The organism is Vibrio sp. RM-41-2B (assembly GCF_024744415.1).
GTDB classification, from domain to species: Bacteria; Pseudomonadota; Gammaproteobacteria; order Enterobacterales; family Vibrionaceae; genus Vibrio; species Vibrio diabolicus.
Genome location: NZ_JAMQWD010000053.1, coordinates 14046 through 26639 on the forward strand (window position 1 = coordinate 14046; position 12594 = coordinate 26639).

Here is a 12594-nt window from a genome sequence, read left to right on the forward strand (position 1 = left end):
AAAGCCCAACATAATGCTGGGCTTTAGAAACAATAATTTCGTACTACGACGATGCTTTATACCGCTTTTTGTGTTGCGTGTTTACCTAACTCAGAGGCTTTTTCATCTTTTAGATAAAGGTTTTCAAAACAGTAGTTGGTTGCTTCGATGTAACCTTCAACACTACCACAGTCAAAGCGTTTGCCTTTGAATTTGTAAGCCAAGACACAGCCCGCTTTTGCTTGTTTAAGTAGCGCGTCAGTGATTTGAATTTCACCACCTTTACCTGGCTCTGTGTTTTCAATCAGTTCGAAAATATCAGGGGTCAGAATGTAGCGACCAATGATCGCAAGGTTGCTTGGTGCCGTGCCTTTCTCAGGTTTTTCTACCATGTCGTCTACGCGGTAGATGTCATCTTTGATCATTTCACCAGAGATAACGCCGTATTTGTGAGTCTCATCTTCTGGGACTTCTTGTACGGCAACGATAGAACAACGGAACTGTTTAAATAGCGCCACCATTTGAGCTAGCACGCCTTCTTCTTCGTTGACACAAAGGTCATCAGCAAGAACGACGGCAAATGGTTCGTCACCCACCAGTTCACGCCCGGTCAGAATCGCATGGCCTAAGCCTTTCATCTCGCGTTGACGGATGTAAGTGAAGTTTGCAGATTCAATGATTTCACGGATATCTACCAATAGCTCTTCTTTATTGGTACCGCTAATCTGGTGTTCCAGTTCGTAGTTCTTATCAAAGTGGTCCATGATAGAGTGTTTGCCACGACCTGTCACAATACACATGCCGTTCATACCAGCTTGAATTGCTTCTTCCACGCCGTATTCAATAAGCGGTTTATTCACGACTGGCATCATCTCTTTTGGCATAGATTTCGTTGCCGGTAAGAAGCGAGTGCCATAGCCTGCAGCAGGGAACAGACATTTTTTAATCATTGGGGGAATATCCTATCTCGTTATTATCAAGAATCTGCGCATAACTTTAACACGAGAGGCGTCAATGAATCATGAATAAAGTAGGAAAAAGTGTGAGACTCAGTGCGGAAAAAAGATGAGCGACTCGTCATTTCAGTCATTAGAGTCGCGGCATCGCATCATGACATTAAGTTTTGATCTGCCCAAGCGATTGCTTGAACGCGATTCTTCACTGATAGCTTTTTGAATATCTGATACAAGTGCGATTTGATGGTGAATTCACTGACAAATAATTCCTCGGCCATTTGGCTGTTCGATGCGCCAGCTTGCAAGCAACGCAGTACTTGCAGCTCGCGAATGGTTAGGTCTACCGTGGCTGGGGCAGTATGAGTATTAATGACGTTACGGTAATAGTGTAAAAGTTGACTGGTTACATTACGCGGCAGCCAGTTTTGACCGTTAACAATGCCTTTTAATCCCTCTCCAATTTGCTCTAGCGTATCTTCGGAATAGAACAGCCCCTTTAATTGACCAAATGAAAGAAGCTCATCCGTGGTCAGCCTTTTAGGGACATTGAACACAACGGTTTCAAAGTTCTTCCATACCAGCGGTAAGTTTTTGATCGATTGAACGAGTGATTTATGTTCACTGAAGTCGATCAGTAGGATTTTATTACGATGCTGTGGCTTAGCTTCCATGAGTGCTTCGGTCGAAATCACCGGGATGCTCATATCAATGTATTTTTCGAGTGCCGCCACCTTTTTTTGCGCATTATCTTCCATACTGATCAGAAATAGCTTTCTTGCGTAAGCCGACTTTCTCACGTGTTCAAATCTCCCAGCGTTCAATAAAGGCCATAAGTTGGCATTAAAGAGAGGTTATAACCATAGCTTTACTGAATAAATGCGTTCGAATTCAAAGCTTCACGAAACGATGTCTGCAACGCGAATCAAAAATGCTACAGGCGTAAGTTGAAATGCGATTTGGGTTCTAGTAGGTGACTCATTAGATCACAATGGTATTAGACTTTAATCAAAACATTAAAGCGTGCTATTCTAATGCGCTAAAATTTTATATATCCAGAGTGAAACGGAGCACATCATGGCCAGCCGTGGAATTAACAAAGTTATTTTGGTGGGGAATCTAGGTAACGACCCTGAAATTCGTTACATGCCGAACGGCGGTGCAGTAGCAAACATTACTATTGCGACTTCTGATTCATGGCGTGATAAAGCGACTGGCGAACAGCGCGAAAAAACGGAATGGCACCGTGTTGTGTTGTTCGGCAAGCTTGCGGAAGTAGCAGGTGAGTACTTGCGTAAAGGTTCTCAAGTATACATTGAAGGCCAACTGCAAACTCGTAAATGGCAAGACCAAAGCGGTCAAGATCGCTACTCAACTGAAGTCGTTGTTCAAGGCTTCAACGGCGTGATGCAAATGCTTGGCGGTCGTGGTCAAGGTGGCGGCGCACCAATGGGCGGTCAACAGCAGCAGCAAGGTGGATGGGGTCAGCCTCAACAACCAGCTCAGCAGCAGTACAATGCGCCTCAGCAACAGCAACAACAGCAGGCTCCGCAGCAACCACAGCAGCAGTACAATGAGCCACCAATGGATTTTGACGACGATATCCCGTTCTAAATTCTGCTTATGCTTGAATCGAAAAGGCCGCGAATATCGCGGTCTTTTTTATTGTCACTATCTAATGATCTCAAAGGCTTATCTCAGCAAGGTTAGGCGTAACAATAAAACTTATCAATGAGTGTGATGTTCTTTATGCTCCAGCCTCTCACTATCAGACGAATCCGATTGTTTGATGAACTCTTATCAAGTATAAATATTTCAATAAGGTATATGATGAATAAAAAAGGAATTTGGTATTCATGAGGTATACCCCAACTCTTAAGTTAAGCACACGGCTGGTGGCTTTTGTCACCATGATCGTCATCTGCGCCATGTTTATCTTGTTTGTCGGTGGCACCCTCTCTTTTAAACGTCTTGGGCAGGAATATCTCACCCATTATTTAGAAGGGATCGTAGAGGTGGTCGACAAGGAGATGGAAGATCCTGACGCCGCTTATTCTATGCAGCGCTGGATGCCGAAAATGCTGCAGGCTTCCAATATTGTCGAAATGACATTGTCGACCAACAATGCGGTTGTTTATCGCTTCAAAGATACTTCTCATCAAATGGAAGCGTCAGTCTTGTTTGAGACAGAATACCAACTGACTCACAATCAAGATTACACGATTCATTTTAAAGCGATCCCGCCTTACTTAGGTTACAGCTACTCAATGCAGGCGCTTTGGTCGATCACGCTTGCCGTTATCTTGATCATCTTCTGTTTAATGCGCGGCGTTGCCTGGCTTAAGGAGCAATTAGAAGGCTCTGAAATGCTCGAAGAGCGAGGCAGGATGATCCTTGCTGGTCGGGTAGAGCAGTATGCAAAAGGTGACAAAAAAGAATGGCCTTATACTGCCAGTGAAGCGCTCGATGTATTAATTGAAGAGTTACAAGATGCGCGTCAAGAGCGAAGCCGATTTGATACCTTTATTAGAACTCAAACCTTCCTTGATAAGTTAACAGGTACCGCCAATCGAGTGCTATTTGATAGCAAACTGGAATCGGCGTTACTAGAAAGTGGGGCTCGCGGCGCCGTTTTGCTAGTACGTATTCAAGACTGGAAACTGGTTGAAGAAGAGCAAGATAAGCAAATTACGGATGAGTTTATTGTTGAAGTTGGGAGTTTATTATCCAACTTAGTTCAGCGATACCCTGATGTTGTATTTTCTCGTTATTACGATGCTGATTTTGCGTTATTTCTGCCGCATCAAAGTGCCAAAGATGTGGCTAATTTGGCATCACAATGCATTCGCCAGTTAGAAAAATTAATTCCGCCAGAGCCACTCGACCCAGACAACTGGTGTCATATCGGCATCACTACTTATAAAGAGGGTGAGCGACACAGCCAAATCATCGATGAAGCAGAGACAGCTTTGCGTAGTGCGCAACTACAAAATAACAATAATTGGAGTCGCTTCAAAAAATGGAACCACGATGAAGAAGCTCGCGGAAGTGTGAGGTGGAGAACGTTATTTGACACAGCACTTACACCAGAAAGTGTGATACTCTACGCACAATCTGTGCACTCAATAAGTGATGCGACGCATAAAAAATCATTATATGAAGAGTTAACATGTCGGATTCGCGATCCTGAGAATGGCATTGTTAAAGCGTCTCGGTTTATTTCTGCGATCAGACAGGTTGGTTATGAAGCGCAAATGGATAAGTCAGTTATTAATAAATTCTTAAGAGAATTTAAGGATAATTTTGATAACTCAAGATCGTATGCGCTCAATTTGAATGTAACGCCTTTTTCTAACCGAGAGTACTTTAAATGGTTTCGTGATGAACTCTTACAGTTGTCACGTGAACAGAGAAAGTGTCTCAGTTTTGAGTTTGTTGAAGCACAATTTGTAAGACACTTAGACTTTATGCGACCAGTCGCTAAAATGCTGGCCGGTTTAGGGTGCCACTTAATGGTTGGGCAGGCTGGACGAACCATCGTCAGCACTCACTATTTAAAAGAAGTGGATATTCGTTACCTTAAACTTCATCGCAGTTTAGTAGCAAAAATCGACCAGCGACATGAGAACCAGCTATTTGTCCGCAGCATGCTAGGTGCCGCGGCAAACAGTAAAACTAAAATCATAGCAGTGGGAATTGAGAATCAAAACGAGCTCAACACGTTAATTGAGCTCGGGGTTTATGGTGGGCAAGGGCGTTACTTTTCTGCAGAGCAGCAGTTTCTTCCTCGTCCACAAGCATTGCCAAGTTCTCAATCAGAATCCCAAGTGAAATTGGGAAGACGAAATCGCTGGCGTAAAAAATAAAGATAATAATCATGGATTTCAAAGCACTACTCGACAAGCTCAAACGATCATCTGGTGGTGGTCGTTCCTGCTTTTTGGTTATTCAGCCAGACGCCGTTTATTTATCATCTTCAATAAAAAGTGGCCGCCCATACCAATTTGATATTTCTGAATCCAATTGGGAGAAAGCCGTAGAGCAAGCATTGAGCGTTGCTGCGAGTGCGTATGATTCTCTAACGGTTGTCCTTTCTCATAACTATTATCAGATGTATCAAATCGATAAACCTGTCATGCCGCGCCAAGAATGGCCTGCAGCATTACCGTTTTTGTTGAAAGAACTGATCTCTGAGCGTGCCATTGACATTATTGCCGATGCGGTCGAGTTACCCAATTCAACCAAAGTGCAAGCTTACGTCTTATCACGAAAAATGTTGGATAAGATCGTGTTACTGGCCAGTCGCGCCCAGTTGCCATTAGAAGCTATTCTTCCTGAAGACGACATTTGGGGAGAGACCGCAGGTGAACTAGGTAACTTCCTATTATTACAACGCAGTGTGCGTGGTCACTTCCGTATTAGCGCTTTTGTCGAAAATACTATCGCATTTCATCGTTCGATTCGCAGTGTGACGCCACCGTTAACGGGGGTTCCGTCTAGCGAGTTACAGATGGATAGCCTCTCGTTAGAACTGCAACGTTCGATTGATTATCTTTCTTCTCAGTTGCGCCATGTGCAGCTGCATCAATTGAAAGTGTGTTGTGATGAGGAGGATGAGAGTGAGCTTGTTCAGTCTCTGAACTACCGTTTAAGCACTAAAGTTTCTCCGTTATTACCACCAGAACATGAGTTATCAGGACACGTTTTAGCAGATGCCGCTGCGACTTCTAATACTCGATGCGTTAACTTATACCCTGATTACTTAAAGCCGAAAAAAGAGCTCCTGACACTAAAAAATATCGCGTTATCTTGGGGTGTCGCGGCTGCGGCCATTCTACTCTCTTACGGCTATGTGACTTGGCAGAGCAGTGGTCTAGAAGATGAAATTGCTATTGTAAAAAGCAAAGGCGATATCATGAAGTCAGAGCTTGAACGCTATCAAGTCAAGCTACGTAAGCATCAACCCGACAATAATAAGCTAGCAGCTAAAGCCCGCTTAGAGCGTGAAGTCAAGGCGAAGCGAGACTCGCTTAAAGCCGTCGGGAAATACGATGATTCGCAGCGCACGGGTTACTCTGGCGTGATGCAATCATTAGCTAAGCTAGGAAACCAAGAAATTTCTTTGTCCGAAATTCGAATCAATAACCATACCTTAGATCTGAAAGGACTGGCGAAAAAGCCGAGCTCAGTACCAAGTTGGGTTAACCAATTTAAAAATGAAATTAGCTTGGTTGGCCGGACATTTGACGACGTCAAAATTGGCCGAAATGATAAGGATATTGTGACGTTTGAACTAAAAACGCGCGAGGATAAAGAGAAATGAACGAATTCTGGCTCTCATTAGAAGAGCGCTTTGGCGAAATGAGCGCGCGTGAAAAATTGCTTATCGCGCTGTGTGGTTTAGTTGTCGTGATCATGTTGCTTTTTACGCTGGTACTGGAACCAAAGCTTAACGAGATCATCAGTAATGAGAGGCAACTAAGCAATTTAAAGCAAGCCAATCAAAAGATTGAAATCGACACGCTACGTATTCAAGCGCAGCTGAAGAAAGATCCAAACGCTGAGATTGATCGCTCGATATCTAACCTGCTAACAGAAAGTCAGCACCTTTCGATGCAGCTAGCGGAGATCATCGAACACCTTATTACACCTTCGCAAATGGCTGAGCTGCTGGAAAATGTATTAGAGCAGCAAAGTGGCATTCACCTTTTGTCTTTGCAAACTTTGCCATCTGAGCCAATTACGGAAGATAAAGAAGCATCGCAATACTCTGGTTACTACGTACACCCTGTACGTTTGGAGCTGACTGGCGACTACTTTTCTATTGCCAATTACCTAAATAAGTTGGAGAGCCTTCCTGCCAGTTATTATTGGCGCAGCTTTAGTTACAAAGTCGAAGAGTACCCGAAAGCGAAGCTTGTGTTGGAAGTCTACACACTAGGATCTCGAGAGGAGTTTATTGGTGGTTAAAAAACTCATCATCTCATTGCTTGTCATGGCTGCGGCAGGAACCGCTTGGGCGAACCAAGATCCAACGGCACCACTTGGCTGGGAAAAGCCTGCGGTTGAAACGTCAGCGAAATCAAAAGCAAAACAGTACCGACTGCCTACGCTCAACAGTATTGTGTGTAAGCCAAGTACTGCTTGTGTCGCGATTATGGATAACAAGCTTGTTGAAAAAGGCGAGCTATTTAAGGGTTATCGCGTCGCGAGCATTAATAGTGAATTTGTAACTTTAAAGCGTGGTAACCGTCAGTGGGACCTAGAGCTTTTTGGTTTAAACGTAAAAAAATAATAACCAGAGCCTGATCAGATATGCGCAAATTAGTTGTAGGAATAACGATTGCTTCTTTAATGGGATGTTCAATGGGTCATCGTGACCCAGTGGAAGTCAAAGAAGCGCTCAATGAATCTATCAATCAAGCGAACAGCCGCACGTTAGAAGAAATTCCTTCTTCTGTCGAAGCGGACCTGATGCCTAACTTAGACTCGAATGTTGCTTCAGAGCAAGGCACCTCGAAGCGTTTCCGTATTCAAGCGAATGCGGTCGATGCACGAAGCTTTTTTGCCTCGCTAGTCAAAGGCACTGAGTACAGCGTGGCGATTCATCCAGCGGTACAAGGTAATATCACCGTCAACTTGTCAGATGTTACGTTGGATGAAGTCCTGAGCGTTGTACAGAACATGTATGGCTATGATGTGGTGAAGTCTGGCAAAGTTATTCAAATCTACCCTGCTGGTATGCGTACGGTAACCATTCCTGTTGATTACCTCCAGTTCAAACGCTCTGGTCGATCATTGACGAGCATTGTCACGGGCTCAGTGACCTCGGCTGGTACGTCTAATTCTGGCGGTAGCTCAGACAGTTCTGACTCATCAGACTCTGACAATGGAAGTAACAGCGGCGATAGCTCGACGACTTCTACGGGCGGTACGCGCATCGAAACCATCACTGAAAGTGACTTCTGGCCGATGCTGCAGCAAGCCGTTGCGAATCTAATTGGTTCAGACAAAGGACAAAGCGTTGTCGTAACACCTCAAGCAGGAGTGATTACGGTTCGAGCGTTTCCAGATGATATTCGAGAAGTCCGTGAGTTCTTAGGTGTATCGCAGGAGCGCATGCAGCGTCAGGTCATTCTTGAAGCTAAAATTCTAGAAGTGACGTTGAATGATGGCTACCAACAAGGCATCAACTGGTCGAACTTATCGGCGTCAATTGGTAACTCGGGTAGTGTCGTAGTGAACCGTCCAGCGTCGGCATTACCACCGTTGGATGCGATTGGCACGCTATTGGGCGGCCAAACCAACGTGACTATCTCTGATGGCAACTTCAATGCTGTGTTGAGTTTTATGTCTACGCAAGGTGACTTGAACGTTCTTTCGAGCCCTCGTATTACCGCAGCCAACAACCAAAAGTCGGTCATCAAAGTGGGTACCGATGAGTATTTTGTTACCGAGTTATCGAGCAATGCAGGCAACGGTGAAAACTCAAATGCCGTTCCAGAAGTGGAATTGACACCATTCTTCTCAGGTATCTCTCTCGATGTGACTCCGCAAATTGATAACAAAGGCAATGTGTTCCTGCATGTTCACCCTGCGGTTATTGAAGTCTCGGAAGAAGTGAAGCAATTGAACTTGGGCGGTGAGTTCCAAAACATCCAATTGCCATTGGCAAAAAGCTCTATTCGTGAATCAGACTCGGTTATTCGTGCTAAAGATGGCGATGTTGTGGTTATCGGCGGTTTGATGAAACAGCAAAATCGTGAGCTTGTTTCTAAAGTCCCATTTTTGGGCGATGTGCCCGCATTGGGGCATTTGTTCCGCAACGTAAATAACGTGACTGAGAAAACAGAATTGGTCATCTTGCTAAAACCGACCGTAGTTGGTGTGAACTCTTGGCAGAAAGAGCTAGAGCGCTCTCGTGATCTGCTGCAAGAGTGGTTCCCAGATGCGCAATAAGCGCGGGGAAAGGTTCCGTTTTTCAATGAGTTTGTGATTCGAGTATGTACTTGTCACATTTTGGATTTCGAGTTCAGCCTTTTTCGTTAACCCCAAACACAGAAATGTTCTTGGGGTTAGTCCCTCACTATGAGGCGATCCAAACCATTTTAGCCGCTGTGCAAATGGGAGAAGGGGTGATTAAGGTGACGGGAGAAGTCGGCACCGGAAAAACCATGGTGTGTCGTAAGTTAATTGAGCAGATTGAATCTGAAGTCGAGCTGATTTACTTACCCAATCCAGTTTTGAATGGAGAGCAGTTGCAGTTTGCTGTCGCCAGAGAGTTAGGCATCGAGAACGATGACCCGCTACGTATTGTTTCTCTCATTCAAGAACACCTGATTCAAGTGCATTCTGCGGGAAAGAAAACCGTCTTGATCGTCGATGAAGCGCAAGCTCTTTCTCCACAAGCTTTAGAAACATTGCGTCTGTTCGGTAACCTAGAAACGGAACAAGATAAACTCATTCAACTGGTGTTATTCGGACAACCTGAGTTGGATGAGCGGTTAGCCAGCCACGAGCTAAGGCAGTTTCGTCAACGTATTACGTTTAGTTGTCAGCTGCGTCCTCTTTCTATCGATGAAGGCGTGGCTTACATCAATAATCGTTTAGACAAGGCAGGCAATGGAGCGCACATTTTTTCTATTGAGCAGAAAAAAGCGATTTGGCGTTCATCCATGGGGATTCCACGTTTGATCAACCAAATTAGCCACAAGTCGTTGCTTGCGGCATTTAATGATCGTTGCACACTATTAAAAAATCATCACGTTTACGCAGCTATGCACGATACGTTTGATGCCCGTAAACCTAAGTTTAAAACACCCGTATTTTGGGGATGGAGTCAACCTTGAGTGCCATCAATAAAGCATTATCAGAACTCGCTGAAAAAACATCACCGTCAGAGCTTACTCGTGCGGACATTCCCAACGTTTCACGCAGTAAACCTTGGCTTTGGCTCGTTGCCGGTTTCTCGTTAAGCCTTGCGGTGGGCGGCTGGGCGGTCTCTCGCGGTCCTATCCCTTCAGGCGAGCTTTCACCTGCTCAAACAGAAACCATGTCATCGTCGTCAGTGAATGCTTCGTCAATCACATCATCAGAGCGTACTTATTCGCCAACGAGTAAAATGACGCCCGAGACAGCCCATGTGGTTTACACGAAGCCAGTGACACAACCGGCAGCTCAACAGCTTCATATGCCAGAGACTGATAGGTTCACGCCAAGAGCGGAGGTAAATACGGCCTCTGAAGATGCATTGCTACTCGCGCAAGTGGCAACGATGCCAAGCGATGAGCAATCTAATCACGTAACCCGCACGACAGCAGAAAACAGTTCAATGCGTATTGAGCAGGTTGAGCTGACGCACCGCCAGTTATCTCTTAAAGCGGTTAGCCGAGCGGAAAAAGCACTGGATGCTAACGATATGCAAACGGCGTTGTCGGCTTATGCTGAGGCGTTACGTTATGAGCCAATGAATGCAGACACGCGTCAAAAATTATCGGCGTTGTACTTTGGCAAAGGCGACACGCGTAAAGCGTATGAGATTATCCAAGAAGGGATCAACCTTGACACGAACAACCAAGTACTTCGTTTGGCCTTGTCTAAGTTGTTAGTGAAAGCTAATCAACCTGAAGCGGCGCTGAGTCCGCTTGTGCATTTGCCTCCAATACCAAGTCGAGATTACTTGGCGATGCGTGCGGCATTGGCACAAAAACACAAGCAGAATGATATTGCGCTTGAGAGTTATCAACTCCTTACTCAACGTGAGCCGGAAAATGCGCGCTGGTGGCTAGGTTTAGCGATTCAACAAGAGCGCGCGCTGACGTTTACCGCCGCGATCAACTCTTACAACCAAGCTCTGGGTAAAGTTGGCATTTCGAATCAATCGCAAGCGTTTATTCGTGACCGTTTGAGCATCTTGAAACAGCTGGAGAATGCACAATGAAAATTCAGTTGAGAAAACGCTTAGGCGATCTTCTGGTTGAAGAAGGCATCGTCTCTGAAGAACAAATCCAGCAAGCACTAAACGCACAACGTAGTACCGGGCAGAAGCTAGGCGATGCGTTAATTGATCTCGGCTTTATTACTGAGAAGCAAATGTTGGACTTCTTGTCCCAACAACTTGGTTTGCCATTGATCGATCTTGGTCGTGCCCCTGTGGATGCGGAAGCGGTACAGATTCTACCTGAGGTACACGCACGTCGCTTACGTGCGATGGTCGTTGCTCGAAATGGGGACACGTTGCGCGTTGCTATGAGTGACCCTGCAGATTTGTTCATCCAAGAGTCACTGATGAATTTGCTAGGTGAATACAACCTTGAGTTCATTGTGGCTTCAGAGCGCCAACTCATTTCAAGCTTTGACCGCTATTATCGCCGCACTAAAGAAATCGCTTCTTTCGCGGAACAGTTGCATGAAGAGCATAAAGACGAGCAAAGCTTCGATTACGGTATTGATGGAACCGACAGTGAGGAAGTTACCGTTGTAAAGCTGGTTAATTCCATGTTTGAAGATGCGGTACAAGTCGGGGCATCGGATATTCATATTGAGCCAGACGATCAGATATTGCGCTTACGTCAGCGTATTGATGGTGTACTGCATGAAACCATCCTGAATGAAGTGAATATCGCATCGGCTTTGGTTCTTCGATTGAAGTTGATGGCGCACCTAGACATCTCTGAGAAGCGCTTGCCACAAGATGGCCGATTCAATATCAAAGTGCGTGGTCAATCAATCGATATTCGTATGTCGACGCTACCAACGCAATACGGGGAGTCCGTAGTAATGCGTCTGCTTAACCAGTCTGCTGGTTTGCGTCCATTAGAAGAGTCAGGTTTGCCGCCAGATTTGCTTGCTCGTTTACGTCGACAGTTGGCTCGTCCGCACGGCATGATCTTGGTGACGGGGCCGACAGGTTCAGGTAAAACCACCACGCTTTACGGCGCATTAAGTGAGCTCAACGAGCCAGGGAAAAAGATCATTACAGCAGAGGACCCGGTTGAATATCGCCTGCCTCGCATCACTCAGGTACAGGTAAACAGTAAGATCGATCTGACTTTCTCGCGTGTGCTTCGAACCTTTTTACGTCAAGACCCAGACATTATTCTCGTCGGTGAGATGCGTGACCAAGAAACGGTAGAAATTGGTCTACGAGCTGCACTAACGGGTCACTTAGTATTGAGCACTCTTCACACCAACGACGCGGTTGACAGTGCCTTACGCATGATTGATATGGGCGCGCCGGGTTACTTGGTTGCTAGTGCGGTCAGAGCCGTGGTGGCGCAGCGTCTTGTTCGCCGTGTTTGTCCAGATTGCAAAACAGAAGACCATCTAGACGAGTCACGCCAACAGTGGTTAGCTGGGCGTTTTCCAAACCAAGTGGGCACCACTTTTTATAAAGGTGCAGGCTGTCAAAACTGTAACTTGACTGGCTATCGAGGCCGAATTGGTGTGTTTGAAATGCTCGAACTTGAGCAAGAAATGATGGATAAACTGCGCGCCAACGATGCGGTCGGTTTTGCGCAAGCCGCGCGTCGCTCAGAAAACTATAAGCCACTGCTTGCCTCGGCGATGGAACTGGCGCTGCAAGGCACCGTCAGCTTGGATGAAGTGATGACCCTAGGTGAAGGTGACGCTTCTGGTAAGACTGATCCCATTTTCATATAGG

Annotated in this window: 11 protein-coding genes; 9 read left to right on the forward strand and 2 right to left on the reverse strand. The window is 45.6% G+C overall.

What is annotated here, in order from left to right; translation table 11 throughout:
- Positions 1 to 56 precede the first annotated feature (56 nt).
- Together galU and NB463_RS21690 are read right to left on the reverse strand one after the other, a co-directional pair.
- Complete coding sequence (galU, locus tag NB463_RS21685; RefSeq protein ID WP_005397418.1) at positions 57 to 929, reverse strand: UTP--glucose-1-phosphate uridylyltransferase GalU; 873 nt, start codon at positions 927 to 929, stop codon at positions 57 to 59.
- Between the two features lie 158 nt (positions 930 to 1087).
- Positions 1088 to 1732 (reverse strand): LuxR C-terminal-related transcriptional regulator, encoded by a 645-nt coding sequence (locus tag NB463_RS21690; protein ID WP_005397417.1) that lies wholly within the window; start codon positions 1730 to 1732, stop codon positions 1088 to 1090.
- A gap of 277 nt (positions 1733 to 2009) precedes the next feature.
- Here NB463_RS21690 and NB463_RS21695 point away from each other — a divergent pair, with 277 nt between their 5' ends.
- The 9 genes from NB463_RS21695 (at position 2010) to NB463_RS21735 (ending at position 12593) form a co-directional block, all read left to right on the forward strand.
- Positions 2010 to 2546, forward strand: coding sequence for a single-stranded DNA-binding protein (locus NB463_RS21695; protein WP_012841367.1), 537 nt, complete (start codon positions 2010 to 2012; stop codon positions 2544 to 2546).
- 242 nt (positions 2547 to 2788) lie between these two features.
- A complete protein-coding gene (gene csrD, locus NB463_RS21700) occupies positions 2789 to 4798 on the forward strand; it encodes an RNase E specificity factor CsrD (RefSeq protein ID WP_258432459.1) in 2010 nt (669 codons plus the stop codon).
- An 11-nt stretch (positions 4799 to 4809) separates the two neighbouring features.
- Positions 4810 to 6255: an MSHA biogenesis protein MshI gene (locus NB463_RS21705; RefSeq protein ID WP_258432460.1), complete on the forward strand. Its 1446-nt coding sequence runs from the start codon at positions 4810 to 4812 to the stop codon at positions 6253 to 6255.
- The gene (locus tag NB463_RS21710) at positions 6252 to 6902 is read left to right on the forward strand and encodes a type II secretion system protein M (protein ID WP_258432461.1); all 651 of its coding nucleotides are present in this window, start codon (positions 6252 to 6254) and stop codon (positions 6900 to 6902) included. The genes NB463_RS21705 and NB463_RS21710 overlap by 4 nt, the downstream gene beginning before the upstream one ends.
- Positions 6895 to 7227 carry an MSHA biogenesis protein MshK gene (locus NB463_RS21715; protein WP_258432462.1) on the forward strand — a complete coding sequence of 111 codons (333 nt, stop codon included), beginning with the start codon at positions 6895 to 6897 and terminating at the stop codon, positions 7225 to 7227. The genes NB463_RS21710 and NB463_RS21715 overlap by 8 nt, the downstream gene beginning before the upstream one ends.
- A 20-nt stretch (positions 7228 to 7247) precedes the next feature.
- On the forward strand, positions 7248 to 8891 hold the full coding sequence (gene mshL / locus NB463_RS21720) for a pilus (MSHA type) biogenesis protein MshL (RefSeq protein ID WP_258432463.1): 1644 nt from the start codon (positions 7248 to 7250) through the stop codon (positions 8889 to 8891).
- A 44-nt stretch (positions 8892 to 8935) separates the two neighbouring features.
- Positions 8936 to 9781, forward strand: a complete 846-nt coding sequence (locus tag NB463_RS21725; protein ID WP_046873590.1) for an ExeA family protein — start codon at positions 8936 to 8938, stop codon at positions 9779 to 9781.
- On the forward strand, positions 9778 to 10872 hold the full coding sequence (locus NB463_RS21730; protein ID WP_258432464.1) for a tetratricopeptide repeat protein: 1095 nt from the start codon (positions 9778 to 9780) through the stop codon (positions 10870 to 10872). Before NB463_RS21725 ends, NB463_RS21730 begins: the two co-directional genes overlap by 4 nt.
- Positions 10869 to 12593 carry a GspE/PulE family protein gene (locus NB463_RS21735; RefSeq protein WP_005397401.1) on the forward strand — a complete coding sequence of 575 codons (1725 nt, stop codon included), beginning with the start codon at positions 10869 to 10871 and terminating at the stop codon, positions 12591 to 12593. The genes NB463_RS21730 and NB463_RS21735 overlap by 4 nt, the downstream gene beginning before the upstream one ends.
- Position 12594: the final 1 nt, after the last annotated feature.